This window comes from Shewanella gaetbuli (genome assembly GCF_023284065.1).
GTDB classification, from domain to species: domain Bacteria; phylum Pseudomonadota; class Gammaproteobacteria; order Enterobacterales; family Shewanellaceae; genus Shewanella; species Shewanella gaetbuli.
In genome coordinates this window covers 52869-79327 of the sequence record NZ_JAKIKP010000005.1, presented here as the reverse complement: position 1 = coordinate 79327, position 26459 = coordinate 52869, and the positions used below count along the sequence as shown (strand labels likewise).

The window sequence follows — 26459 nt, the reverse complement described above, 5'->3', positions numbered from 1 at the left end:
AGCATAAAGTGCTTCTGAGGAATGTATATTAAGCATATAAAAACTTCAAAATCATCTTGAAAATTCAGTTAATTTGATGTTAGCCAAATAGCATAAAATAAAAAAGTCCACATTCAACAAGAGAGATGCCAAATTTATACACCGCTCACAACAAAACATTAAAAGCTATAAAATCAATAAGTTACAACTTTAAATTCAAGTCGTTTTAAAAAGTATCCTATTAATCATATTAAATCACTCACAGACTTATCCACAGGCTGTGAAAAACACTTGTGCTTATTTGATAGCAATGCCTCCCAAGACACTAACTTCAAACATTCTTCCTTGTTTTCGTGCTATATTCCTTATCAGAATTTTTCATTAATCTTTGCAAAAACGAACTCATATTATGCCTACAGTTGCCCATAACCCGCTTATTTTAGTTGATGGTTCATCATATCTTTACCGTGCCTATTACGCGCCGCCTCATTTAACCAATTCTAAAGGTGAAGCTACGGGTGCCGTTTATGGTGTAGTTAATATGCTACGTAGCTTGTTAACTCGCTATGAGCCTTCACACATTGCAGTGGTGTTTGATGCAAAAGGAAAAACTTTCCGTAACGACATGTATGCGGAATACAAAGCACAGCGCCCCCCCATGCCTGATGATTTACGCAGTCAAATTGAGCCATTGCACCGCATCATTCGTGCACTTGGGCTGCCATTAATCAGTATTGAAGGGGTAGAAGCCGACGACGTTATTGGCACATTAGCAAGGCAGGCCAGTAAAGAAGGTCGAGCAACCTTAATCAGTACCGGCGACAAAGACATGGCCCAATTAGTTGATGAACATGTCACACTAATTAACACCATGACCGACACCATCATGGGGCCAGAAGAAGTTAAAACAAAATTTGGCGTTGGCCCAGAACTTATCATCGACTTTCTGGCATTAATGGGCGATAAAGCGGATAACATTCCTGGGTTACCAGGGGTTGGCGAAAAAACAGCATTAGCAATGTTAACGGGTGTTGGTAGTGTGGAAAAACTGCTCGCTGACCCTCAAGCCGTTGTTGAAGTGGGCTTTAGAGGCTCAAAAACTATGCCGACCAAAATTATCGATAATGCTGATATGCTGAAATTATCGTACGAGCTAGCCACAATTAAAACCGACGTAACGCTTGAACACACTTGGCAGCAACTTGATATCAAGCCTCAAAACCGTGATGAGCTTATAGCCTGTTATGGTGAAATGGAGTTTAAACGCTGGTTAGCGGAAGTATTAGACAATAAAAACCCCACCAGTAAGAATACCGCTGCAACCTTAGAAAACGCCGATGAACCTGCAGTGATTGCGGTGACAGAAACCGATTATCAAACCATTTTAACTGAAGACCAGTTAGATGAATGGATTAAAACCCTAACCCAAGCCGAACTCATTGCCGTTGATACTGAAACCACTAGCTTAAATTACATGGATGCAAAGTTGGTAGGTATTTCGTTTGCAGTTGAGGCAGGCAAAGCAGCCTATTTACCCTTAGGGCATGATTATGTTGATGCACCAGAGCAGTTAAATGCTGCTGATGCGTTAGCCAAATTAAAACCTATTTTAGAAGGTAACAAGCCTGAAAAAGTTGGCCAGAACCTTAAATATGACATAAGCATTTTCGCGAATGTTGGCATAACCCTAGGTGGCGTTCGATTCGACACTATGCTGGAGTCTTATGTATTTAATTCAGTGGCCTCTCGTCATGACATGGATGGATTAGCCCTTAAATATTTAGGCCATAAAAATATCAGTTTTGAAGAAATTGCGGGTAAAGGCGCAAAACAACTGACATTCAACCAGATCCCACTAGAAACCGCTGCCCCTTACGCTGCAGAAGACGCCGATATTACCTTAAGACTACACCAACACTTATGGCCAAGATTAGCAAAAGAAACCAGCTTGGCTACCGTGTTTAACGACTTAGAGCGTCCGTTAATTGAAGTGTTATCCGGTATTGAGCGTCAAGGTGTATTAATTGACTCAATGCTGCTGAGCCAACAAAGTGATGAGCTTGCTCAAAAGCTTGATAAGCTTGAACAAGAGGCTTATGAAATTGCTGGTGAAAAATTTAATTTAGCGTCACCTAAGCAGCTGCAAACCATCTTTTTTGAGAAATTACAGTATCCCGTTAAAAAGAAAACCCCTAAGGGGGCACCTTCTACCGCAGAGGATGTATTAGTTGAGTTAGCATTAGACTATCCGTTGCCGAAAATCATTCTGCAGCACCGTAGTTTAGCCAAGCTAAAAAGCACCTATACCGATAAGCTTCCACTAATGGTGAACTCAACCACCGGCCGAGTACACACAAGTTATCATCAAGCTAACGCCGCTACAGGGCGTTTATCGTCAAGTGATCCAAACTTACAAAACATTCCAATTCGTACTGAAGAAGGCCGCCGTATTCGCCAAGCGTTTATTGCCCCTGAAGGGCGCAAAATTCTCGCAGCCGATTACTCACAAATTGAATTACGCATCATGGCACATTTATCACAAGATAAAGGCTTACTTAGCGCTTTTGCTGAAGGTAAAGATATTCACAGAGCCACCGCTGCGGAAGTATTTGGAGTGCATTTTGAAGAAGTCACCACCGAACAACGTCGACGCGCTAAAGCCGTTAATTTTGGCTTAATTTACGGGATGTCGGCATTTGGGTTAGCCAAACAATTAGATATTCCACGTAATGAAGCACAAACATATATCGACACTTATTTTGCTCGTTACCCTGGTGTACTAAAATATATGGAAGACACCCGAGCAGATGCTGCTGAGCAAGGCTATGTATCAACACTGTTTGGTCGTCGCCTCTACTTAACAGAAATTAATGACCGCAACGCCATGCGCCGCCAAGCTGCTGAACGTGCAGCCATTAACGCCCCTATGCAAGGCACTGCGGCTGACATTATTAAAAAGGCCATGATTGCAGTAGCAAACTGGATTCAGCAAGATACTCAGGGTGAAATATCGATGATCATGCAGGTTCACGATGAACTCGTATTTGAAGTTGATGCTGACAAAGCAGATGCACTACAACAAAAGGTATGCCAGCTAATGGCCGAAGCCGCCAGCATAGATGTACCACTTCTAGCAGAAGCAGGCATTGGCGATAACTGGGACGAAGCCCACTAGCGTTAAACCTTAGCCACACAAGACAGCTTCACAACCGTACTTAACCAAAATAATGGATAAGTACGGTTTTTTTATTGCCAAATATCAGTGAACACAACATAACATGTGGCAAACATCACATTATTGTCGCTTAAAATGAAAAACAGTTTTCTATTTTAGGGTTAATGAAGTATTATTCTTGGCGTAGGGTACAGAGGTTAAGATGTTCAATCTTTCAAACCTTTATTTCACTAGCGATAGTGACAAGCCAGATTCGGCGCCTCAGCAACTTAAATTGCTGGGGCTTTTTTTTGGCTTTTTTCCAACGTTAACTCTCTTCCATTGATGATAAACCCGCAAGATTTTCCCCAAACCGAGCCAATAATGAAATAACTGCTATAGTTAATTTATCCATTTTAACCGCCATCAATTTGCCGTTATTAACCCAAAAAACAAAAACAATTAGGTTTCGCAAATGAGATTATCAGTAAAAGCCAGTTATCTAATTACTTGCATCTTAACACTCAGTTTTTCTGCATTTTCAACAGCTAATGTTATCACTGCTCACTGCCGCGATTACGCACCAGAACTCTCTTTTGATGGTGAGAAGTGTGTGGGCGCTATTCCAGATTTAGTGACAGATATCTTTTCTGAACTAGGATATGGAATAAAATGGATTAATGCCCCTTGGATCCGCTCAATCAAAGAGGCGAAAAGCGGTAATGTGGATTTATTAATCCGGCATTCAATGACCAAAGAAAGGGAGTTATTTTTACAACCCATCGTTTACGGCCATTACACTCGAAGTTTGTCATTTTATAAGTCACCCACACTCAAGGGTGATGCTTTTTCTTATGACGATATCAGTCGTTATAACATAGGCGCTATTAGGGGTAACTTTTACTCTCCTACGTTTGCCACATTAGACACCAGAATACTGACCTTAGTGAGCAATACAGAGCAACTTATTGGCATGTTAGAACTGAGTAGGGTTGATTTAGTGGTTACTTCACACTCTCACAGTGAGCGACTTTTTAAAGATAGGTTTGAAAAGTTAACCTTCGTGGACACGTTCGACAACCCTTTATATATCAGCATTCCAACAAAATCTAACATTGCTAATGTTTATCCTAAAGTGCTAGAAAAAATGCAAGAATATCGCCAAAACCAGGCCATTGATAAATATTTTAAACACTACAATTTACCTGTTCCTAAGCAGCTAATTGAATAAAGAGCCGCCTAATCAAACAGTACAAAGCTCACTCAGTATGTCGCTCGCAAACGCCGCTAGCGAATGCCTACATTATTTTTTAAAAATTTTAATAATACTTTTTAAGAAGACATCACCCTGAATTCGTGTCATTCGTAATTTCTTGATTAATTTTGAACATCAGGGCTGTATATAATGAATGGACTCTTCAGACAGCAAGCTATCGATAACCAGCAACAAAAACTGCATGGAGATGTCTCTTTAGCGCAGCCTATTTCTATTTATGTCTCAACGGCAACCTTACTTGCAATTATTATCGCTATCATAGTGTTTTTGTCTTTTTCATATTATTCCCGCAAAGAAACGGTACGAGGATACCTAGTTCCAGACAAAGGCTTAATAAAAACCTATGCTAATCGCAGTGGAAACATTGAAAAGCTACATGTTAAAGAGGGAGATAAAATTAGCAAAGGTTCGCCCTTAGTCACCATTGTGTTACGCCGAAGTATGTTATCGGGTGAAGAGTTAAGCGAATCATTAATTGATGAGTTAACCCTGCAATTAAACTTGCTAATTGCTGAACAAAAAGTGAATCACTCTATTTTTACAAATGACACCGCAAAGCTTAAAACAGCTATTGCAGATCACCAAGCAGCTTTAGATGTAAACTCAAATTTAGAAGCGTTATTAACTAACAAATTAGCATTACAATTATCTCAGCAAAAGCAACATGAGAAACTATATAAAGATGGCTACTTATCAACACTTGACTTTCAAACTCAGCAAGAAAAACTCATTAATATCAAGCAAGAGATTGAAAACTTAAAATCGAATCGGGTTCAAATTACCACTCAATTAAACACCGCCTACGCTGAACTACAATTGCTCCCTGCACAATATTCTTTAAAAGAAAGTGATATGGCAAGGCGTCGCTCAGAGTTAAAGCGCCAAATCGACGAAACCGAAAATAATTACCGATATGTCATTCGCGCCGCAGAAGCTGGAACCGTCGCAGCAATTCAAGTGGTAGAAGGTGAGTTTATTGTTACTAATCGACCACTAATGAGTTTAATTCCTCAAGGTGCCAATCTAGTTGCAGAACTACTATTACCGACTAGAAGCGCAGGATTTGTCAAAACAGGTGACGAAGCTCGGCTAAGGTTTGATGCATTTCCGTATCAACGTTTTGGTTTTATTGAAAGTCATATATCCAGAATTGATAAAGCATTGATGCTTGATGGTGAAGCTCAAGTACCTATAGCGTTATCAGAGCCTGTTTACCGCATCAGAACACAGCTATCAAAACAAAACATGTTGGCTTATGGAGATGAGTTTCCCCTAAAGAGTGGCATGTTGCTTGAGGCCGACATCGTGCTAGACAAACGCTCTCTACTTGACTGGTTGCTTGACCCCATATACAGCCTTGAAGGGAGAGTAGGATAATGAGCCCCTCTTCAGTTAATACAACTAATGATTCTGCTATCGAACTGCTAGAGTTTTCAGGTAATAAGCGCGTACCACTTATTCTGCAAGCTGAAATGGCCGAATGTGGTTTAGCGAGTATAGCCATGGTAGCCAGCTTTTATGGCCACAAACTTGACATGGTGGCACTTAGAAAACGCTTTAGTGCAGATTTAAAAGGGATGAATTTGCAACAAATGATAGCAATAAGTGACAGCATTGGGCTTGCAAGCCGGGCACTAAAATGCCCTATTGAGGAAGTAGGTAAACTTGCAATTCCTTGCGTGTTGCATTGGGACATGAATCATTTTGTTGTGCTTACTGGCGTGACAAAGTCTGGCGTTACCCTTAATGACCCAGCCATAGGAAAGAAGAAGCTAACATTTACAGAGTTTGCCGAACACTTTACCGGCATAGCACTTGAGCTCACGCCCACTAAAGAGTTTAAACAGCAAGATGAACGCCAGCAAATGCGTTTAAGTCAACTCTGGGGCAAAATCAACGGGCTAACAAGGGTATTGATAACACTTTTTGTACTTTCTGTATTATTGCAACTATTTACCTTGGTAGCGCCTTACTATATGCAGTGGGTGGTTGATGAAGTGCTTATTAGCCAAGATAAACCACTGCTTATTGTACTGGCGTTAGGCTTTGGTTTATTAGCGTTAATAAATGTCATCACTACAGGGGTACGCAGCTGGTTAATACTAAGGGTATCAAGCCTACTGAATATGCAAATGGGCGTTAATTTATTACGCCACTTACTTAGATTACCCATGAGCTATTTTGAAAAACGCCACATTGGTGATTTAGTGTCGCGTTTTGGCTCATTAGCCCAAGTGCGAGAACGATTAACAACGGGGTTAGTTGAAACTGTTGTTGATGGGGTAATGTCTATTGCTGTATTAGTTATGATGCTAATTTACAGTGTTAAGTTGACTTTAGTCGTTGTGGCCGCTGTTATTACTTATGGCTTATTGCGATTTGCTTTATACCAACCCTTTCATCGAGCAACAGAAGAATCAATTCAAGCTAGCGCCAAAGAGCAAACTAACTTTTTAGAAAATATTCGTGGCATACAAACCATCAAGCTATTTACCTGTGAGCCACAACGTCAAAGTTTATGGCAAAATCGTTATAGTGAAGTCATCAATGCCGATATTCGATTAGGAAAGCTCAGCATCAGTTTTGATGTCATGAACAAACTATTGTTTGGTCTTGAAAACATTATTGTAATCTACTTAGCGGCCACCATTGTAATGAGTGGTGGCCTCACCATCGGCATGGTTCTGGCTTTTATTGCCTATAAAAACCAACTAACCGAGCGATTTGCCAGCCTAATTGAACAGCTTATTCTGTTTCGCATGCTGCGTTTACATCTAGACCGAATTTCAGATATCGCCCTACACGAACAAGAAGCCAACAGAGACAGTTTAACACCGCTAAATAAGGTCATAGGAAAACTAACACTCGAACATGTAAGTTATCAATATAGCTTAAATGACCCCAAGGTTATTGATGATGTATCACTAACCATTAACGCAAATGAGTCAGTAGCCATAGTTGGTGGTTCAGGCTGCGGCAAAACCACCTTGGTAAAACTCATGCTCGGACTGCTTACGCCAACACATGGACGAATTTTACTGGATGGGCAAGATATCACTCAAATTGGCTTAACCCAGTATCGCCAACATATTGCCGCGGTTATGCAAGATGACACGCTTCTTTCTGGCTCTATAGCAGACAACTTAACTTTTTTTGACCCTGAACCCAATTATTTACGCATGCAACAATGCGCCCAAATGGCCGCCATTGATAATGATATTCGCAACATGACCATGGGCTATAACACCTTGGTAGGTGATATGGGAAGCCAATTTTCCGGCGGGCAAGTACAACGACTTCTATTAGCCAGAGCCCTATATCAACACCCCAAAATATTGTTTATGGATGAAGCGACGAGTCATCTTGATGTCGATAACGAAGCCAAAATCAGTGAGCAAATAAAACACCTTGATATCACACGTATTATTATTGCCCATCGTCCTGAAACTATAAAACAAGCCCAACGGCTATTGATTATGCACCAAGGCAAAGTATACACACAGGACGAGTTACAACAATTTACCAGTGAAATCTAATTAGCCCATTAGCGCTATGAAGAAATAAAAGGATTTTAAACAATGAAGTGTCTTGTTCAACATAATCAACACAAACACCTCATTGGTTAAAAACAAGGGCACGGCAACCTTAGCCAGAAACCGCGCCCTTGGTCAGTCGCTTAAGGCTCAGTAACTCTCATCGAGTCACTAAGCACTTAAGCAAACACAACGTTAAACAGTGTAAATTAAGGAAGATATTATGCAAAATTCTAAAATTGAAGAACTCACATTTGATGAAATTGAGCAGGTGAATGGTGGAATAGCTCCTGTTATAGGTGCAGGTATTGCTTTAGCTAGTCATTTAAGCAGTGCTACTTTAGGAGGGCACTTATTAAGTGGTGCTGGATTAATAGTAGGAACTTATGGCCTTTTGGACTGGCTATCATCAAAGTAGGTTAACAAAATAAGCAGCCTTATTCAGCGGTAAGGCTGCTTTATTAGGAGTATTTATGAAACCTAGCTTATATATTTATTACTTATTTTGTATTTTTATTGGGTGTTTACTTGCATTTATTAACGACATCCCACTAGAGGTGATTATACCTGGAGGGTTATTTATTTCAGCTTTAGTGCTTATTATAGGCTTTGTTATTAAAATAAAAAGTAAGAGGATATGAAATAATGAGCATAAAAAAGTTTTGCAAAAAAATCGTGTCAACAGTCACTGCAATGTTGTGCTTATTGAATTGGCAGTATTTTTCATTAAATCAAGATAATGAGTTAAGCTCCGCAGATTTGTTTTTATTTGTTATTCCGAGCTTGATCATTTTCTTTACCGTAATAATAGAAAAAAATAATTAAAAATGAATGTGTAATGATCAGATTAATATAATGACTGTGATATTCAAGCTTTGATATCACGCGTATTATTATTGCCCACCGCCCTGAAACTATAAAACAAGCCCAACGGCTATTGATTATGCACCAAGGCAAAGTATACACGCAGGACGAGTTACAAAAATTTACCAGTGAAACCTAATTAGCCCATTAGCGCTATGAAGAAATAAAAGGATTTTAAACAATGAAGTGTCTTGTTCAACATAATCAACACAAACACCTCATTGGTTAAAAACAAGGGCACGGCAACCTTAGCCAGAAACCGCGCCCTTGGTCAGTCGCTTAAGGCTCAGTAACTCTCATCGAGTCACTAAGCACTTAAGCAAACACAACGTTAAACAGTGTAAATTAAGGAAGATATTATGCAAAATTCTAAAATTGAAGAACTCACATTTGATGAGATTGAGCAGGTGAATGGAGGAGGTGCTCTTTTTGCTTTAGGATATGGAGGAGCTGTAATCGCTGTTGCAGCAACTACTTTTAAAACAGCGTACGAAACTGCTACATTTTTTGGCGCTGGTCGATTAGGTTCATGGTTGGGCCGAAACGCGTATGATTTTTTTCACCCTAATTAATAAACGATAAATAAAACAGCTAGCATCAATTTTTTGGTGCTAGCTGTATAAATGGAGGTTGATTTATGTTAGCTAAAAAGAATTTCTATATAGCGTTATTTTTCTTAGAATTCATATTAATTACTAATATTGTTGTTAACTGGGGAAGCTGGCCTAATATATTGTTATCGATAGGATTGTTTATTTTTTTGTTGCCTACTACCAAAAACGTTTCATTTTTATCATCAAATATGTCTTTCAAATCTGACAATGTTAAACTGAATATTCTCAGTTTTTTAGGAACTATTCTAATGCTCACTTCATTTCTAATAACTTAAATTTGAATTAACAAATTATAAGGTTACTTTTTGTCTGAAGATAACGTTACAACAACTCAAAAATTGGAAACTTAATGTGTTTTTACTGAACAGTATTGGTATGTACGATTTTTAAATTCTGGTTTATTCCTGTTTTTAAAGTAGATTGTTTCATATAAAAAAGAGAAGAGGGATTTCATGAGTTTTGAAAAGTTTGTTTCTTCTATAGTTATTTTACTATTTTGGCTTTGGGTATTTATTCCTCCTACTATGCTATTCGGGGTAGGAGGATATTGGGCTAGTAATAATGTAATATTCAGCATGGTTATTGGAAGCACTGTTGGGATTATCACTTCAGAGTATATTCGTCGAAAATATGGGTTAATACAGTTTTTGGGTAGATTGTTATCTCATCCAGATATTGATGGCTCACATAAAAAATACAATGAAAATCAATAGCTTTGGTATTTTATATTTACATGAAAAATGATTAGTTTATTTCACTCACAGCCAAGTTAGCTAATTATCAGACTTTTTCAAACACAAACACCTCATTGGTTAAAAACAAGGGCACGGCAACCTTAGCCAGAAACCGCGCCCTTGGTCAGTCGCTTAAGTCTCAGTAACTCTCATCGAGTTACTAAGTACTTAGGCAAACACAACGTTAAACAGTGTAAATTAAGGAAGATATTATGCAAAATTCTAAAATTGAAGAACTCACATTTGATGAAATTGAGCAGGTGAATGGAGGTGAGCGCGCAAGTCTTGAATGTATAGTTGCATCTACATTAGCAGTTGGAGGTACCGTTGCAGCTATTGGAAGTGGTGGGGCTGCGGCATGGGGAGCAGCAGGACTTTGGGGATGGGCATATGGTGCATGTATTGGTTATTAAAAAATAACACTTATTAAAACCTGTACCTCAGTTCAACTGAGGTACATTTAGACCACGTATCATAGGAAAGTTAAGCATGCTAATGACATTTGTAGAAAGACAATTGAGCTCAGTAAAAAGTTTTAATTGGGAGCTCACAACAAGCATAATGATATTCACGGGCTTATTTTATGGCTTTGTTATTTCAGATAGCGTCCCTAAAGAGATTGGAGGAATACTGTTGTGTATATCTTTCTGCTGGCAAAAAATTTTCACATATCAAGTGTCTAAGCTTATAAAAAAACAAATTCATTTGTCAAAAAGTAATACTAAATCTTGTTAACTATAAGGTATCACAATGAAGACGCTTTTATGAAAATAAGGAAAGCATTATGAGTTTTGAAAAGTTTGTTTCTTCTATTGTTATTTTACTATTTTGGCTTTGGGTATTTATTCCTCCTGCTATGCTATTCGGGGTAGGAGGATATTGGGCTAGTGATAATTTAATATTCAGCATGATTATTGGAAGCACTGCCGGGATTATCACTTCAGAGTATATTCGTCGAAAATATGGGTTAATACAGTTTTTGGGTAGATTGTCATCTCATCCAGATATTGATGGGATACATAACAAATATAATGAAGATCAATAGCTTTGGTGTTTAATGTTCTCATAATCATTTAAAACGGATAAAGCCATGATTAATAAATATATTATAGATTCACTGTTTACAAACAAAAAAAGCACCCTCGCTGTACTGTACTTTTTATTGTTATTTTATCCCGTTTTCAGCCTTTGTAATGATTTTACTATTTCACTTGATAGCTTTCGCTGGATTCATTTGATTTTGGCTATATTTTTCTTGATTGCAGCATTCTTTGAAGAATTTGTCTTTAGGTATGTTTTACCCGAGTTATTCGGTAAGTGTTTGATAAAACTATTAGTGTACTCATGTATATTTTCAGTAGCTCACACATTGAACGGTGGCTTTAGTTTTTCTGCATTCATCAATACGGTTATAATCTCTATTTTGCTTTATCAAATGAGATATGAATTAGGGTTTCAATATGCTGTACTATTTCATTGGCTATGGAACTCTATTATCGCTGTTGCTTTTGGTGGTGTACTAAGTGGAGTAAATGTTTCAAAAATTATTGAAAATTACAGCTCAATTTTCCAAGCTTTACCTGAACAACCTTTATACGGTGTTGAAAGTGATTGGTTGTTAACAGTTTCGATGTTAACCACATTTTTAATCATAAAGTTACTACAACATTATGCTAATAATCGAGGAACTTACTAAGCGCTCACTTACTTACGCTCTTTTATATGTTGCACTGATCAAATTTCAACCAAAGCAATGGGTTCAAACCTTTAAAATCTTCGCCATTTAACTGGCTATAAAATAAATGACAATTTTTTAGAGTAAATACTTTAACTTTTCAAAAAATGGCGTTATTATGTCCACATTGAGGGTCATTAAATTGAGTTGATGGCACTTGAGTCTTGTTGAATTTAGCTTCTCCCCAAAAGAGCTAAAAATTTGTACCGATAGCCTTGTGGTTATCGGTTTTTTTTGCCATAAAAAAAGCAATGAATGAAATTAATCAGTCATTGCTTTAATACCAATCACGATAAGTAAGTGATTAGAATTAGCGTAGGAAAAATGCTTGAGAACAAGGCAGATTTTTTCGATAAGTAGTTATTCTACCATCAAAAAATCTAACGCCGTTATCAAGAATTTTAGCAAGCTAGGATGAGCAATTATTTATCACGATTGGTATAAATGTAGCAACATTCAACCGTGCCAATTTAGCTGCCGTTCATTTATTAATCCTGCTGCTGCTCTTGAGCTTGTTGGTCTAGCAACCATTGTGGATTACACCACTTATTTAAAATGCCCAATACTTTGGGCTTACCGGTCCCTTTTAATGAAGAAAACGACTCTACTTGCACCCAGTCGCCAAAGTCGGCGAGTTTTTTACGCACGTCATTCACGGTTTTCATTTTAGCGCTTTGAGCTAACTTGTCGGCTTTTGTTAGTAGCGCTAACACCGGAATCTCACTCATTACCGCCCACTCAATCATCTGCATATCTAGATCTTTTAGCGGGTGACGAATATCCATCAATACAACAACACCACTTAAACACGAGCGCTTTTGCAGGTACTCACCCAGTGCCGCCTGCCACTTTTTCTTCATTGCCAGTGGCACTTGAGCAAAACCATAACCAGGTAAGTCGACTAAACGACGGTCATCATCTAACGCAAAAACATTAATAAGTTGAGTACGACCAGGCGTTTTACTGGTTCTTGCTAAGTTTTTTTGTTCAGTTAACGCATTAAGCGCACTAGATTTACCCGCATTTGAACGACCGGCAAAGGCAATTTCAACACCGACATCCCCGGGTAAATATTGATCTAAATGCGCAATATCAGGCGCACTGATTAAAAACTTGGTTTGACGGAAGTCGATTCGAGATTCAGACACGGTTTACTCCAGAAAAAATGTATCGGTAACATCATATTTATATTTCAAGTGCTGCCTTTTTCACGTTTTCGTGTAAAATATCAGCCAGATCACATTATAACCCCAAGCAAAGCTTAACATTGTGATTCAAAACGCGCTTATTTGAATGTTTTTTCATCATCGAGCGCAATAATTCGCTTGGAAAACTATTTTACCACGCTTGCGGGTCATCCTAGTAAGCTCAGGACAATAAATTAACAAGAAGTTGGAACGCCATGAAAAAGTTAGCTCTTGCGCTGTCTGTAGTAGCCACTATGTCATCACCTGTTATGGCTGAAGGTAATGCTGAAGCAGGCAAAACTAAAGCAATCGTATGTTCTGCCTGTCACGGTGTTGACGGCAACAGCATGATTGATATGTACCCTAAATTAGCAGGTCAACACCCTTCTTACCTAGAAAAGCAATTGAAAGAGTTCCGCTCAGCGATGCAAACAGGTGGTAAAGAAGGCCGTATGGACCCAATCATGGGTGGTATGGCCGTGGCATTAAGTGATGAAGACATTGCTGATCTTGCCGCTTTTTATGCATCACAAAAGCTAGTTGTTGCTGATGTTGCCGACGTACCAGAAGCAGGTGAAGCATTATACAAAGGCGGCGATATGGCTCGCGGCATCACCTCATGTATTGCTTGTCATGGCCCAGATGCTAAAGGAATGGAAGCTGCAGGTTTCCCATCTCTTGCAGGACAACATGCAAATTACATCAAAATTCAGCTAAATAAGTTCCGTGATACAAATCGTCACAATGACTTAAATGGCATGATGCAAGATGTTTCTAAAAAGTTATCTGACGCCGATATTGAAGCATTATCTAAATACATTTCAAGCATTAAGTAATCAGTGATTATTTAAACCTCGTAAAAATAATGGACTTTTATAGTCCATTATTTTTAACTACAAGTTAACGTTTACGTCAACTGTGAGATATCAATACTTGACAGCATTCACAGTTTTGAGGTTAAATAGCCCTGTTCCGAGATAAACCCAACTGTTTTACGGCTAAAAATAATAATGAAAAACAGATTTCGGACGTTTACATTTAAGATATAAGAATAAAGTTAATCAATAATAATAATATGTTAAGACCGCTCTATAATAATAAGAAGAGTCATGGTTTCAATTTGAAGTCTAGGTCATGAATTTGCAAGGAATAGACCCATTGGTCGCCACGCTATTTAGCACTGCCTTGCACAACAGAGGTAAAAAAGCCAACAGGAGAAAGTTTGAATGATTCAAACTTTGGCATAGGAAGCTAATCGCTTAGGATGCACATGCTGGAAGCTGAATATCACTGGAAGGTACTTTCTACAAGGATGGTAAACTTACGTCATAGAAGACGATAGGAATCAGATGCGTCATAGAAGACCGTCTACGGAAGCTGAAGTCTGGATGACAACAGGACATTAAAAAAGCGTCATAGATGACCGATAACAACGATATGCACGGATAGCAGAAAAAAAAAGAAGGATCCGACCGGGAAAGTCGCTTAGCAAGTATGGAAACTTGGAATCAGAATAAGGTGCTTAGCACTGTTTGTAAGGTGGCAGTTTACTGCCACCTTTTTTCTTGCCTGTAATTCAATAACCAATCTAAAAACTGCTATTACATCAATTACCTTGCGATTATCTAGGAAACTAAAATCGGCTAACATTTATATGCCAATTTACTCAAAACACTTTATACTCAATACTGCCATCATTGTTATAGGTGACAATACAGTTAATGACTCCATGCCCTTTGTGTAACAGCCCTACTCAATTTTTTGTTCAAGATAAAAAGCGTGCCTTTAATCTTTGCCGTCAATGTGGCTTAGTATCAGCCGACCCCCGTTCACACGTTATGCCGAACGTTGAAGCAAAACGCTATGGTCGTAACCCCAAAGGGGCTAAGCAACGTCAATTAACCCAGTTTATTACTCCTTTACTGGCACAAATAAACCAACAACAGCCGGGTTCATTATCAGGTCTTAATTTTGGCCGAGTATTAGACCAACAATGCGTTACAATGATTCAAGATGCGGGTCATGTTATTAATCAGTACGACCCATTCTTTGCTGCGGATCAACGTGTACTACAAAAACAATATGATTTTGTTTGTAGCTATAAAGTATTCGAGCATTTTAGGCATCCAAGAAAAGAATGGGCGTTATTATCAAGCATCATAAAACCGGGTGGATGGCTTGCGATAAGTACTCCATTACTCACTGAGTTAGCTCACTTTAATAAATGGCATTATAAAAATAACCCGACTCATGTGAGCTTTTACCAGCAACAAACTTTTGAATATTTAGCCCTTCACAGCGAATTTACGCTATTATTTGCCTCGCAAGCGCTCATTTTGATGCAAAAATCATCAGAATCTGATATAAAGCGCAACCTAATTTAATCCATCGAGGTGAAAACCTCGATGAGCTGTTTTACAAAAGTAACTGAGAACATCATGGCGCGCAGTAAAAAAACTCGCAAGGGCGGAGAAAACGGCCCTAAATTTGCTCCTAGAGTAAAAAAAGCCGATCGTAATACCCCAGAAGGTAAACGTAGCGAAAAAGGCCGTAAACCAGGTAATCGTCACAACGAGAGCTTGTTAAAGCAAAACGCACCTAATGCTTCTGGTAAATCAACAGATCCGCGTCATGGCAGTAAAAAGCCAGTGGCGTTAGCACCTGTCGCTAAACCCAATGTCACTGCTGAAAAAGCTAAACCTAAACAGCCAAAAATGACTGACGAGCAAAAACTATTGAAGCTTGAAGAAGACCCTCGTCTAAACAAGCTACTCGATATGCTTGAAGAAGGCAGAGAGTTATCCGCTGAAGATCAAAAATGGTTAGACAGCCAACTGGATAAAATTGAGCACCTTATGAATAAACTCGGTTTAAATGAAACCGAATCAGCTCAAAAACCAGCGAAAACGTCTAACAAAGCGGTCGATTCAGATGACGACCTATTAGCGCGATTTGAGTCGGGTGAAAACATACTCAATGACTATTTTTCAAAAGACTAGTCACTTCCTATAAACTGGCGCCTTGAGCGCCAGTTTTTTATGGTATTCACTACGCAATTCATTAAAATATCATCCTCGCTAGCCATGTCATGTAAGTGATCTATTGGCCACTTTTAAAGGTATTAATTGGTTTTATTAGGAGATCTTGTGACCACCGCTCTGATTGTTATTGCCGCATTAATTATTATTGCCCTTAGCGCTTATGCCACCATGTTGTTATTAAAACTCAAACGCCAAACCGCCCATAATCAACAGGCACTGGCTGAGCGACAAGCCAAGGCTGACGAGCATCGTCAACGCGTGCTCACCGACATTAGATACATTGCTGCGGCAATGCTAGAAGACCGCTGTGAGCTTTCTGAAGGGGTGGTAAGAATTGGTAAGCTGTTTGATGCATTATCAATGACCGAACAAGTCACGCCTCTGTTTCCGAATTTATTTACCCACTATGACATTATTAAATCCCACCCCATTATGGAAGCGCGCAAAGCCTTGCCTAAGCAACAAAGAATGAAGCTAGATTTTGAAAGAATGCGCTCAGAAGCTGACTTGAATGACAATATACTGTCAGAAGCAAAAATCATCGCCCATTTTGAGGCACCAAGAACTCACTAATTAAACAAAATTCTTGCTTGCCTTACAAAACAGTTTTGCTACCTTAAACCAATAAAAATAATAAGGAAGCATTATGTTCAATCGTTTATGTCGTGGGCTATTAGCCGCGTTAGGCTGGCAATTTGATGGCCATATTCACGCCAATCAATCATGCGTGATCATTGTTGGCCCTCATACTAGTAATTGGGATTTTGTTATCGGCATTATTGCCCGTGGCGCATTAAACACAAAAATTCACTTTTTAGGCAAACACCAACTCTTTATTGCCCCTTGGGGTTGGATATTCAAAGCCATGGGCGGAAGCCCTGTCGATAGGCGCAAGCATAATAATTTAGTCGATGCTGCGGTACAGTTATTTAAGCAACAACCTCACTATAAACTGGCGTTAGCGCCTGAAGGCACCAGAAGCCCTGTGAAGCGTTGGAAAAGCGGCTTCTATCATATAGCGGCTCAAGCGGGGGTCGATATTATTCCTGTAGGGCTAGACTTTAAAGACAAGAGGATCGTCATCGCCAACCCAATGACTCCCTCTGGTGATATTGAAGGGCAAATGAATCAATTAATGGATTTTTATCGCGGAATTAATGGCCGTCATAAAAAGCTTATTCCAGAATACCGTCAATCATAGCGCTAAGTAGAATCGTGGTTTAAGGTTTGCGGGAGAGAGCCTCCCGCATGAGTTTTTAATGCTTAACATCCGCCTCTGCAATGGTCGCCTTAATTGAGCGCATATCTTTCCCCGTCGGGTTTTGAAACGCTTGCAGGCCAAATTCTGGCAATACGGCAAAAATATGGTCAAAGATATCTGATTGAATTTCTTCGTAATACGCCCATCTTACATCATTGGTAAATAGGTAAATTTCTAGCGGAACCCCTTCTGTTGTCGGGGCTAATTGTCGCACCATTAAAGTCATATTGTGATGGGTTTTAGGGTGCTGACGTAAATACTCTTGCAAGTAAACTCTAAAGGTGCCGATATTAGTGAGTCGTCGACCATTCACTGGCATATCTAAATCACTAATTAATTGATTAGATTGAGTAATTTCAGATAGCTTTTGCGGAAAATAAGCTTTTAAGTGATTCACTTTTGATAAACGCACTTTTTCATCATCTGACAAAAAACGAATACTGTTTACGTCAATATTCACCGAACGTTTAATACGACGACCACCAGACTCTGACATGCCGCGCCAATTTTTAAAGGCGTCAGATACCAATGCATAAGCTGGGATCATGGTAATAGTGTTATCCCAATTACGCACTTTTACTGTGGTTAAGGTAACATCTTGAACCGCGCCGTCAGCACCATACTTGTCCATTTGAATCCAATCGCCTTTACTCACCATACGGTTAGCCGCTAATTGTATTCCTGCCACAAAGCCCAAAATGGTGTCTCGAAACACCAACATCACTAAACCTGTTGCAACCCCTAAACCACTAAAAAAGTAAACCGGAGACTGCGAGGTAATAATGGCCACAACAACAATTAAGCCAATAAAGAATAAAAATAGCTTGGTTAATTGCACAAAGCTTTTGACTGGAAAGTTACGGTTGATGTGTTTTACATCAGCAATTTCGTCAATGGCATTTAATCCAGCATAAATAGCGCGGATAATCAGCACGACTAAAATAGCGCTCAATCCCCTATCTAATAAGATACTTAATAATGCTTTTTGATTCAGAATGGTAGGCAGTAAAAAGTCCAATATGAATAAAGGCACCAGCAAGGCTAAGCGTTCAAACATTCTGAAACGAATAAAAATATCATCCCAGGTAACGCTTGAACGGCGAATAATTCGATTAATCCACACCACAAAATATCGGGTGGTAATCGCATAACTGATTGCCGCTAATAAAAAGCATCCAATCAATAATGCCGTAGTAGAAGTACCATCGCTAGGTTGACTTTCTATACCGATATTTGAAAGCCACGAAGCCACCTCAACACGCCAGTCTTTATCCACAATATTTCCCGTTCACTGTAATTTGAATTTCACAACAAGCTGACAACACACCAGCAACCAATTGAATGATATTTGTACCACAGCTTGTTATCAACAAGGCTACAAGCACCTATTTAGGCCTCAATTTTAGCATCATCATTTGACCACATATATGAAAGATTAAACAATATTCGTCCCCTGTGTTTTGGAGACAAAAATGAAGCATTTAAACAAGCTGGTTTTATCAATACTTTTAGGCATGTCAGTGCTCAGTTTACCCACTGTAGCATCAGAGCTTGAAAGGCTCGATGAACCTCAGCAACCCAAGTATAAAGCTTCAGTAGCAGTATTAGTTGACTATGTTGCTACACCCGAAGGAATGTGGGGGGTGACGTTCGCACCTCGGCATTTTGACCCAGCATACTCTAGCTGGGGTTATTATATTGGTTACGCCAAAGGTCAAAAAACGGATATTGCAGTACCTGAGCCTGCAGAGTCATTTATGAAAGAATACATGTGGCGCTTTGGATTAAGTTACAGCTTAACCAAAGACTTAAGCATTTATGGCGGCGCGACCGCTTATACTTATGAAACGCATTACACCAATAATATCGTTCACCCCATCGAAGGCCCGGGTGGCGAACCGACTTGGGAAAAAAACCGCGATAGAGACTGGGGTGCTGAATTTGGCTTACGTTATAATGTATATCAAGGGTTTACACTAGGGGCCGGTTACGACACCCGCAATAAAGCCGGTGTATTCAGTATTGGCTTGGCAATGTAATCTCAACGTAAATTTTCACTGCAAATAACATGATTTAATTCATGTTGTGGCATAAATAAAGGGCTTAGCATATCGATTGCATAAGCCCTTTATTAATTTTGTTAGCCAGTAACCTTCAAGGTTATATCAAAATCATCTACTGACTAGGTAACATTCCATGTGGTAAATACGCCATAAATGGAGCTTGAATTAACAAGGTTGTTGCCTTGTCGATATCTGGCGCAAAGTAACGGTCTTTATCATAAAAGCTCACTACTTCACGTAACGTGGCTTTGGCTTTAGCCACTGCTTCGCTAGGCTGTAAAGGCGCTCTAAAATCTAACCCTTGTGCTGCCGCTAGCATCTCAATGGCTAATACTCCACGGGTGTTTTCACTCATATCACGCAATCGACGAGCAGCAAAGGTTGCCATAGACACGTGATCTTCCTGATTTGCAGAAGTAGGCAAACTGTCTACCGACCCCGGATGCGCATAGGTTTTATTTTCAGACGCTAACGCCGCTGCGGTAACCTGAGCAATCATAAAGCCAGAGTTAACCCCGCCATTATCCACTAAAAATGGTGGCAGTTTTGATAAGCTAGAATCAATTAACAATGCCATTCGACGTTCAGAAATTGAACCCAATTCAGCAATGGCAATAGCCAGATTATCTGCCGCCATAGCCACTGGCTCGGCATGGAAGTTACCCCCAGAAATAATATCGCCAGTATCTTGGAACACTAACGGATTATCAGTTACCCCATTAGCCTCAACCGCTAATACTTCAGCAGCCTGTCTTATTTGCGTTAAGCAAGCGCCTAATACTTGAGGCTGACATCTCAGTGAATACGGATCTTGTACTTTTTCACAATTAGCATGGCTTTGGCTGATTTCAGAGCTGTCGCCCAGTAAATGCCTAAACGTGGCGGCTGAATCAATTTGGCCAACCTGTCCACGGGCGGCATGAATACGAGCATCAAATGGGCTACGACTGCCCATAGCGGCTTCAACACTCATGGCACCAATCACTGAACTTGCTGCAAATAAATCTTCAGCATTAAATAGTCCTTCAAGGGCTAACGCTGTAGAAGCCTGTGTACCATTCAATAATGCCAAACCTTCTTTTGCGGCTAATTCTAACGGCTGTAAACCCGCTATTTTAAGCCCTTCTGCAGCAGGAATAACCTTACCTTGGTAACTTACCTCACCTTCACCCAATAATGGTAAACACATATGCGCTAATGGTGCTAAGTCACCGGATGCGCCAACTGAGCCTTTTTCTGGCACACATGGATACACACCCGCATTCACTAGCTGAATTAAGAAGTTAATTACCTCTAAACGGATGCCAGAAAACCCACGGCTTAGGGAGTTGATTTTCAACACCATCATTAAACGCACGGTGGCATCTTGCATATTTTGCCCAGTACCAGCTGCATGAGACAACACAATTGAACGTTGTAATAACTGCAAATCGTCAGGGGCAATTTTGGTATTAGCTAATAAACCAAATCCGGTATTGATACCGTAAACCGTTCGGCCATCTTGCAACACTTGCTGAACTAATTCGGCACTATGATTAATATCAGCGAGGGCGCTATCGGCTAATTTAAGTTGTATTCCCTCACGGCTGATTTGTCGCAATTGCTTTAATGTCAAAGTACCCGGGGTTAGTGTTAGTAATTGTTCGGTCATGATTATGCTCCTACCATCGGTAAATCAAGCCCTTGGGCTTTAGCACAATCTTTAGCAATGTCGTATCCGGCATCGGCATGACGCATAACACCTGTTGCAGGGTCGTTCCACAATACTCGCTCTACTCGCTTGGCAGCCGCATCGGTACCGTCACACACAATAACCACACCTGAATGCTGACTAAAGCCCATACCTACGCCACCACCGTGGTGTAAAGACACCCAAGTTGCGCCACTGGCGGTATTCAATAAAGCATTCAATAATGGCCAATCTGACACAGCATCAGAGCCATCCATCATTGATTCAGTTTCACGGTTAGGACTAGCAACAGAGCCAGAATCTAAGTGATCTCGGCCAATAACTACTGGCGCTGAAAGCTCACCATTTTTAACCATCTCATTAAATGCAGCAGCTAAACGGGCACGGTCTTTCAGCCCCACCCAACAAATACGTGCAGGTAATCCTTGAAATGCAATGCGCTCACGAGCCATATCTAACCAGTTATGCAAATGCTTATCGTCAGGGATCAACTCTTTCACTTTCGCGTCTGTTTTATAAATATCTTCAGGGTCACCCGACAAGGCCACCCAGCGGAATGGACCAATGCCTTCACAAAATAGTGGGCGAATATATGCCGGTACAAAGCCGGGGAAATCAAAGGCATTTTCAACCCCAACTTCAAAGGCCATTTGTCGGATATTATTACCGTAGTCTAAGGTTGCCGCGCCTTTATCTTGTAAGGCCAACATGGCTTTTACCTGTACCGCCATTGAAGCTTTTGCCGCTTTAACCACGGCAGCTTCATCGGTTGTACGCATTTCAGCGGCCTGCTCTAGCGTCCATCCTTGGGGTAAATAGCCGTTCAATGGATCATGGGCAGAGGTTTGGTCGGTTACCACATCAGGTGTAATGCCACGCTCAACTAACTCAGTAAAGACATCTGCCGCATTCGCTAGTAAGCCAACTGAAACCGGCTTTCCGGCTTTGTTAGCCTCATCTAACATGGCTAATGCTTCGTCAAGGGTATGGGCTTTTTTGTCGACATATCGAGTGCGAAGGCGAAAATCAATACGTGTTTCATCCACCTCACACGCTAATACTGAAAAACCAGCCATTGTGCCTGCTAACGGCTGCGCGCCACCCATTCCGCCTAGGCCACCAGTTAATACCCATTTGCCTTGTGCTTCACCGTCAAAGTGCTGTTTAGCAACGGCCACAAAGGTTTCATAAGTACCTTGTACAATGCCTTGAGTACCAATATATATCCACGACCCTGCGGTCATTTGGCCATACATGGCTAAGCCTTGTTTATCTAGCTCGTTAAAGTGCTCCCAGTTGGCCCAATGCGGTACTAAGTTCGAGTTTGCAATCAATACTCTAGGGGCATCTGCATGGGTACGAAAAACCCCAACTGGCTTACCTGACTGCACTAATAAGGTTTGGTCATCCTCTAAACGTTGTAACACTTCAATAATTTTGTCGTAGCTTTGCCAGTCCCGTGCCGCGCGGCCAATACCGCCGTATACCACTAAGTCTTCTGGTCTTTCGGCTACATCTGGGTGCAAGTTGTTCATTAACATCCGCATCGGCGCTTCAGTTAGCCAACTTTTACAGCTTAATGTTGTGCCATGGGGTGCGATGATACGGCGGCTCGGGTCGTGTCGTTTATCCATGTTATCCTCTTCAATTTTTGATACCTCTTACTCGATTTACTGCCAACCGATTAAAGTGAGCGAGCAAACTAGAGTGAGGCTTTTGTTAGTTTTAGTTGTTGTTTTATTTGTTGTTTATTTATACTCAAACGCTGCAAGCCGCTATTGATGTAACCAGATTGCAGCGCTATTTTCATTGAAATTAGCGTTTAAAAGTCAGGTGGCCCCCTAACCTAAATTTACTGCCGGGATGTATTAAGCGCGCAAAACTCACAACGCCTTTACGAGACCAGGTTCTACGAATGATTTTTAAACAAGGTTCGGTGGCATCTACCTGTAAATACTGCTGAATTTGGCTATTGGCCATTACAGCTTCAACGGTATGGCGTGCCTCTGTTAATGGGGCTATTTGTGATAAATATTCATGGGGTGTTTGTTGGCTAAAATCTTGCTCAAGGTATAAAGGAATAAGGCTAGGGTTAACAAAGCGCTCTTCTAATTGCAGCGGCTGACCTTGTTCGCAGTGTACTAAAACAGAATAAAAAACCTCGTTACCTTCTTGCAAGCCCAAAGCAATGGCAATGGCTGCGGTGGCGTTAACCTTTCTTAACTCAATTTGCTTAACACTATAACCATGGCCACGCTCTTTTATCTCATCGGCTATATTGCGAATATTCAATAGCGACGACTGTGATTTTAGCCCAGCCACAAAGGTGCCTAAACCTTGCGTACGCGTTAACACACCAGACTCAACTAACTCTGTTAATGCTCGTCGTGCGGTCATTCGACTACAACTAAACATCTCTGTTAATTGATTTTCTGAAGGAACACGATCATTTTCTTGCCACTCACCTGACTCAATACGCGCAAGAATATACTGTTTAATTTCAGCAAACTTAGCTAAGGCCATAATGCAATTAAACCGCCATTGTGAATAAATAATAACTCACATCCTAGCTTGTATATACAACCTAGATCAAGTAATGTTTATCAATCAATTTTTACATCGAGTTAACGGGACTATGAACTGGGATCACATTTGGATTGATGTCAACATTGCCACTATGGACAAGCAGTCAGCTTCGCCATACGGGGTTATTAATGATGCTGCTATCGCGGTAAAAGATGACAAAATTGCTTGGATAGGTGCCCGTGCTGATCTACCCGAATTTGATGTTTTAGCTACCCCAGTTTATCGCGGTAAAGGTAAATGGATAACACCAGGACTCATTGATGCACACACACATTTAGTGTTTGCGGGGAGTAGAGCTAACGAGTTTGAACAGCGCCTACAAGGAGCAAGTTATCAAGATATCGCTAATGCCGGTGGCGGAATTATTTCAACCGTAAAAGCCTGCCGTGAAGCTGATGAACAAACCTTATTTGATCTTGGTCGAAAACGCTTAAATGCCCTCGCCAAAGAAGGGGTAACCACTGTAGAAATAAAATCCGGTTACGGGCTCGATACTGACACAGAGCTTAAACTACTTCGTGTGGCAAAAACTCTTGGCCAACATCATCATGTTGACGTTAAAACCACATTTTTAGGTGCTCACGCAATTCCACCAGAATACCAAGGCCAAACGGATGATTATGTTGAGTTAGTCATCAACGACATGTTACCCAAAGTCATTGAAAATAATTTAGCCGATGCAGTTGATGTGTTTTGTGAAGGCATCGCGTTTAATTTACAACAAACCAAGCAGGTATTAACCGCCGCTAAGAATGCGGGCTTGGCGATTAAGCTTCATGCTGAACAGCTATCCAATATTGGCGGCAGTGAGTTAGCAGCCAAAATGGGCGCCTTATCGGTTGATCATATTGAGTATTTAGATGAAAACGGCGTAAAAGCCTTAAGCCAAAATGGCACCTGTGCGGTATTACTGCCGGGGGCATTTTACTTTTTACGTGAAACTCAACACCCGCCAATTGAGCTATTACGTCAGTATAAAGTGCCTATGGTCGTTGCCAGCGACTTTAACCCCGGTTCATCCCCTATTTGCTCAACGCTACTGATGTTAAATATGGCCTGCACCTTATTTAAGCTCACCCCTGAAGAGGCCTTAAAAGGAGTCACCATAAATGCTGCAAAAGCCCTTGGGCTTGCAGAGCAAGTAGGTCAATTAACTGTGGGAATGCAGGCAGATTTTTGCTTGTGGGATATTTCATCTCCCGCCGAGTTAGCTTACATCTATGGGGTAAACCCTTGTGAGCAGGTGATTAAAGCAGGCAAGATTATTGCGCAGTAAAGCCATAACAAATTAATCAAGTCATTAAAGAGCTTAACACCGCTGAAGTGTTAAGCTTTTCCTACTATTATCAATAAATTACTCAATACTATGACGCATTCCTTGTTTATTTTTCATCGGGTCACCGTCATACCCTAAGGCTTTCCAGTCCATTCGTTGCCCTTTGTTATGACAGTCGTTACATTGTAAGGCTTGATCTTTTGGTGACACCATATGATTAATTCGCCACCACATTTCAGTCTCAACAAAATCATAATTACCACTATAACTTAAGCCTTTTTCGGTCATTGTTTCATTGGCTTTCATGCCTAATTCAGCAGCAAGATCCCAATCAAACTTATCCCAAAATCCATCCTTGCCAAACGTTTTCGGAGTAATAATCACTTTATGTTTGGTGTCATAAATTTGTTTACCTGTATGCACTTTAAATGGATAAATTTTAGCGTTAGCATCATTAATGCTGCCCAATGGATACGTTAATTTCACTACCTTACCTGGGATAATTTTATCTCCAGCCATGTAAGCATCTGCTGAACCATTAAACCAAGCATACTGAGGCGGCACATTTTTTTGCCATATAAAGCTACCTTTCTTATTCATATAGGTTTTTTTGCCATATTTATCTTTAACTTCGGGCAATTTTTGGCCTGCAGTAGACCAATCCCAATGCATTTTAGTCGGTTCATTTTTCGCAAAATAAGGAATATGGCACGTTTGACACGCTACCGATGCAGTATGGGTATTGAGCTTGTTGTTTTGATGCGGTGCATTATCATGGCAATTTTCACAACCAATATGATCTTGCCCATTCGGAGACACCCCCATCGCATTACCTGTAATTTGATGGTTATCAGTTATGTGGCACGTTTGGCACTGAAAGTCGTTACCATCCGTGTCCATATGCACATCGGTGTTTTTATCGGGATAAGACATAGAAGAATCTAAATCACCATGCTTAACCGCATCACCGCCACCCCCATAAAAATGGCAAGTACCGCAATTATCTCGAACAGGTTGGCCAACATTCTGAGCAACTCGTACTAAGTTAACCTTCGCCATAGGCTCTCCTGCTCCGGCAGGCTCTTTAACATACGTACCCGTTGTATCATGACACACCAAGCAATCCACTTTAGTCATATCTAAAAAATCAAAGCTATTATCTTTCCAGCCATAACCTGCATGACAGCTCGTACAGCGAGGCTCATTACCACTTATAGCGACACAAAAGTTATTAATACTATTTTTTTTGCCTCGCATCACCGTTCGACCGGGCAACTCTTGCTTTAACTCCCACGTCCAATGAGAGGATTTCATAAATGCTTTAGCATGATCTTGATGGCACTCAATACATTGAGATGTCACATCACTGCCATTTGTAAAAGGACCCGTTATCACCTCTTTGTGAGTAAAACCTCCATAAGCAGCCTGGCTACTTAACGCGAGAAATATTAATAGTGTCATGGTTT

23 protein-coding genes are annotated in these 26459 nt (G+C 40.4%); 17 read left to right on the top strand and 6 right to left on the bottom strand.

Going from position 1 to position 26459, the window contains the following annotated elements; translation table 11 throughout:
* Nucleotides 1–388 precede the first annotated feature (388 nt).
* The 10 genes from polA to L2672_RS08555 all read left to right on the top strand — a co-directional run bounded on the left by polA (nucleotide 389) and on the right by L2672_RS08555 (nucleotide 11850).
* Nucleotides 389–3154 (top strand): DNA polymerase I, encoded by a 2766-nt coding sequence (gene polA, locus L2672_RS08600; protein ID WP_248995431.1) that lies wholly within the window; start codon nucleotides 389–391, stop codon nucleotides 3152–3154.
* Between the two features lie 454 nt (nucleotides 3155–3608).
* Entirely contained in the window at nucleotides 3609–4364 is a 756-nt protein-coding gene (locus L2672_RS08595; protein ID WP_248995430.1) for a substrate-binding periplasmic protein, read from the top strand.
* Between the two features lie 174 nt (nucleotides 4365–4538).
* Nucleotides 4539–5786, top strand: coding sequence for an HlyD family secretion protein (locus L2672_RS08590; RefSeq protein ID WP_248995429.1), 1248 nt, complete (start codon nucleotides 4539–4541; stop codon nucleotides 5784–5786).
* A complete protein-coding gene (locus L2672_RS08585) occupies nucleotides 5786–7945 on the top strand; it encodes a peptidase domain-containing ABC transporter (protein WP_248995428.1) in 2160 nt (719 codons plus the stop codon). Before L2672_RS08590 ends, L2672_RS08585 begins: the two co-directional genes overlap by 1 nt.
* A 220-nt stretch (nucleotides 7946–8165) precedes the next feature.
* Nucleotides 8166–8360 (top strand): class IIb bacteriocin, lactobin A/cerein 7B family, encoded by a 195-nt coding sequence (locus L2672_RS08580; RefSeq protein WP_248995427.1) that lies wholly within the window; start codon nucleotides 8166–8168, stop codon nucleotides 8358–8360.
* 805 nt (nucleotides 8361–9165) lie between these two features.
* Nucleotides 9166–9378 carry a class IIb bacteriocin, lactobin A/cerein 7B family gene (locus L2672_RS08575; RefSeq protein ID WP_248995426.1) on the top strand — a complete coding sequence of 71 codons (213 nt, stop codon included), beginning with the start codon at nucleotides 9166–9168 and terminating at the stop codon, nucleotides 9376–9378.
* A 494-nt stretch (nucleotides 9379–9872) separates the two neighbouring features.
* On the top strand, nucleotides 9873–10133 hold the full coding sequence (locus L2672_RS08570; protein ID WP_248995425.1) for a hypothetical protein: 261 nt from the start codon (nucleotides 9873–9875) through the stop codon (nucleotides 10131–10133).
* 233 nt (nucleotides 10134–10366) lie between these two features.
* Nucleotides 10367–10567 (top strand): hypothetical protein, encoded by a 201-nt coding sequence (locus L2672_RS08565; RefSeq protein WP_248995424.1) that lies wholly within the window; start codon nucleotides 10367–10369, stop codon nucleotides 10565–10567.
* Between the two features lie 371 nt (nucleotides 10568–10938).
* Entirely contained in the window at nucleotides 10939–11199 is a 261-nt protein-coding gene (locus tag L2672_RS08560; protein WP_248995423.1) for a hypothetical protein, read from the top strand.
* Between the two features lie 45 nt (nucleotides 11200–11244).
* Nucleotides 11245–11850 (top strand): CPBP family intramembrane glutamic endopeptidase, encoded by a 606-nt coding sequence (locus L2672_RS08555; RefSeq protein ID WP_248995422.1) that lies wholly within the window; start codon nucleotides 11245–11247, stop codon nucleotides 11848–11850.
* A gap of 527 nt (nucleotides 11851–12377) precedes the next feature.
* Here the strand turns inward: L2672_RS08555 and yihA are convergent.
* A complete protein-coding gene (gene yihA / locus L2672_RS08550; protein ID WP_248995421.1) occupies nucleotides 12378–13037 on the bottom strand; it encodes a ribosome biogenesis GTP-binding protein YihA/YsxC in 660 nt (219 codons plus the stop codon).
* Nucleotides 13038–13291: 254 nt separating this feature from the next.
* Between yihA and L2672_RS08545 the strand changes: the two genes are divergently transcribed.
* The 5 genes from L2672_RS08545 (at nucleotide 13292) to L2672_RS08525 (ending at nucleotide 17318) form a co-directional block, all read left to right on the top strand.
* The gene (locus tag L2672_RS08545; protein ID WP_248995420.1) at nucleotides 13292–13912 is read left to right on the top strand and encodes a c-type cytochrome; all 621 of its coding nucleotides are present in this window, start codon (nucleotides 13292–13294) and stop codon (nucleotides 13910–13912) included.
* An 885-nt stretch (nucleotides 13913–14797) separates the two neighbouring features.
* Nucleotides 14798–15460 (top strand): class I SAM-dependent methyltransferase, encoded by a 663-nt coding sequence (locus L2672_RS08540; RefSeq protein ID WP_248995419.1) that lies wholly within the window; start codon nucleotides 14798–14800, stop codon nucleotides 15458–15460.
* Nucleotides 15461–15514: 54 nt separating this feature from the next.
* A complete protein-coding gene (gene yihI, locus L2672_RS08535; RefSeq protein ID WP_248995594.1) occupies nucleotides 15515–16075 on the top strand; it encodes a Der GTPase-activating protein YihI in 561 nt (186 codons plus the stop codon).
* A 147-nt stretch (nucleotides 16076–16222) separates the two neighbouring features.
* The gene (locus tag L2672_RS08530) at nucleotides 16223–16690 is read left to right on the top strand and encodes a DUF2489 domain-containing protein (RefSeq protein WP_248995418.1); all 468 of its coding nucleotides are present in this window, start codon (nucleotides 16223–16225) and stop codon (nucleotides 16688–16690) included.
* Between the two features lie 73 nt (nucleotides 16691–16763).
* A complete protein-coding gene (locus tag L2672_RS08525) occupies nucleotides 16764–17318 on the top strand; it encodes a lysophospholipid acyltransferase family protein (RefSeq protein ID WP_248995417.1) in 555 nt (184 codons plus the stop codon).
* Nucleotides 17319–17373: 55 nt separating this feature from the next.
* Here L2672_RS08525 and L2672_RS08520 read toward each other — a convergent pair whose 3' ends face one another.
* Nucleotides 17374–18654, bottom strand: coding sequence for a mechanosensitive ion channel family protein (locus L2672_RS08520; RefSeq protein ID WP_248995416.1), 1281 nt, complete (start codon nucleotides 18652–18654; stop codon nucleotides 17374–17376).
* Between the two features lie 196 nt (nucleotides 18655–18850).
* On the opposite strand from L2672_RS08520, the gene L2672_RS08515 reads away from it, so the two are divergent.
* Nucleotides 18851–19417, top strand: a complete 567-nt coding sequence (locus L2672_RS08515; RefSeq protein WP_248995415.1) for a porin family protein — start codon at nucleotides 18851–18853, stop codon at nucleotides 19415–19417.
* Between the two features lie 136 nt (nucleotides 19418–19553).
* Here the strand turns inward: L2672_RS08515 and hutH are convergent, their stop codons facing one another.
* From hutH to hutC, 3 genes are all read right to left on the bottom strand, one after another.
* Nucleotides 19554–21092, bottom strand: coding sequence for a histidine ammonia-lyase (hutH, locus tag L2672_RS08510; protein ID WP_248995414.1), 1539 nt, complete (start codon nucleotides 21090–21092; stop codon nucleotides 19554–19556).
* Between the two features lie 2 nt (nucleotides 21093–21094).
* Nucleotides 21095–22765 carry a urocanate hydratase gene (gene hutU / locus L2672_RS08505; protein WP_248995413.1) on the bottom strand — a complete coding sequence of 557 codons (1671 nt, stop codon included), beginning with the start codon at nucleotides 22763–22765 and terminating at the stop codon, nucleotides 21095–21097.
* A gap of 181 nt (nucleotides 22766–22946) precedes the next feature.
* Entirely contained in the window at nucleotides 22947–23654 is a 708-nt protein-coding gene (gene hutC / locus L2672_RS08500) for a histidine utilization repressor (RefSeq protein WP_248995412.1), read from the bottom strand.
* A gap of 112 nt (nucleotides 23655–23766) precedes the next feature.
* Between hutC and hutI the strand changes: the two genes are divergently transcribed.
* The gene (gene hutI, locus L2672_RS08495; protein WP_248995593.1) at nucleotides 23767–24993 is read left to right on the top strand and encodes an imidazolonepropionase; all 1227 of its coding nucleotides are present in this window, start codon (nucleotides 23767–23769) and stop codon (nucleotides 24991–24993) included.
* A 78-nt stretch (nucleotides 24994–25071) separates the two neighbouring features.
* Here the strand turns inward: hutI and L2672_RS08490 are convergent, their stop codons facing one another.
* Complete coding sequence (locus L2672_RS08490; protein ID WP_420833146.1) at nucleotides 25072–26454, bottom strand: tetrathionate reductase family octaheme c-type cytochrome; 1383 nt, start codon at nucleotides 26452–26454, stop codon at nucleotides 25072–25074.
* Nucleotides 26455–26459: the final 5 nt, after the last annotated feature.

Coding starts and splice junctions, on each gene's coding strand:
- polA (WP_248995431.1), top strand. CDS start 389: ATGCCTACAGTTGCCCATAACCCGCTTATTTTAGTTGATGGTTCATCA.
- L2672_RS08595 (WP_248995430.1), top strand. CDS start 3,609: ATGAGATTATCAGTAAAAGCCAGTTATCTAATTACTTGCATCTTAACA.
- L2672_RS08590 (WP_248995429.1), top strand. CDS start 4,539: ATGAATGGACTCTTCAGACAGCAAGCTATCGATAACCAGCAACAAAAA.
- L2672_RS08585 (WP_248995428.1), top strand. CDS start 5,786: ATGAGCCCCTCTTCAGTTAATACAACTAATGATTCTGCTATCGAACTG.
- L2672_RS08580 (WP_248995427.1), top strand. CDS start 8,166: ATGCAAAATTCTAAAATTGAAGAACTCACATTTGATGAAATTGAGCAG.
- L2672_RS08575 (WP_248995426.1), top strand. CDS start 9,166: ATGCAAAATTCTAAAATTGAAGAACTCACATTTGATGAGATTGAGCAG.
- L2672_RS08570 (WP_248995425.1), top strand. CDS start 9,873: ATGAGTTTTGAAAAGTTTGTTTCTTCTATAGTTATTTTACTATTTTGG.
- L2672_RS08565 (WP_248995424.1), top strand. CDS start 10,367: ATGCAAAATTCTAAAATTGAAGAACTCACATTTGATGAAATTGAGCAG.
- L2672_RS08560 (WP_248995423.1), top strand. CDS start 10,939: ATGAGTTTTGAAAAGTTTGTTTCTTCTATTGTTATTTTACTATTTTGG.
- L2672_RS08555 (WP_248995422.1), top strand. CDS start 11,245: ATGATTAATAAATATATTATAGATTCACTGTTTACAAACAAAAAAAGC.
- L2672_RS08545 (WP_248995420.1), top strand. CDS start 13,292: ATGAAAAAGTTAGCTCTTGCGCTGTCTGTAGTAGCCACTATGTCATCA.
- L2672_RS08540 (WP_248995419.1), top strand. CDS start 14,798: ATGACTCCATGCCCTTTGTGTAACAGCCCTACTCAATTTTTTGTTCAA.
- yihI (WP_248995594.1), top strand. CDS start 15,515: ATGGCGCGCAGTAAAAAAACTCGCAAGGGCGGAGAAAACGGCCCTAAA.
- L2672_RS08525 (WP_248995417.1), top strand. CDS start 16,764: ATGTTCAATCGTTTATGTCGTGGGCTATTAGCCGCGTTAGGCTGGCAA.
- L2672_RS08515 (WP_248995415.1), top strand. CDS start 18,851: ATGAAGCATTTAAACAAGCTGGTTTTATCAATACTTTTAGGCATGTCA.
- hutH (WP_248995414.1), bottom strand. CDS start 21,092: ATGACCGAACAATTACTAACACTAACCCCGGGTACTTTGACATTAAAG.
- hutU (WP_248995413.1), bottom strand. CDS start 22,765: ATGGATAAACGACACGACCCGAGCCGCCGTATCATCGCACCCCATGGC.
- hutC (WP_248995412.1), bottom strand. CDS start 23,654: ATGGCCTTAGCTAAGTTTGCTGAAATTAAACAGTATATTCTTGCGCGT.
- hutI (WP_248995593.1), top strand. CDS start 23,767: ATGAACTGGGATCACATTTGGATTGATGTCAACATTGCCACTATGGAC.
- L2672_RS08490 (WP_420833146.1), bottom strand. CDS start 26,454: ATGACACTATTAATATTTCTCGCGTTAAGTAGCCAGGCTGCTTATGGA.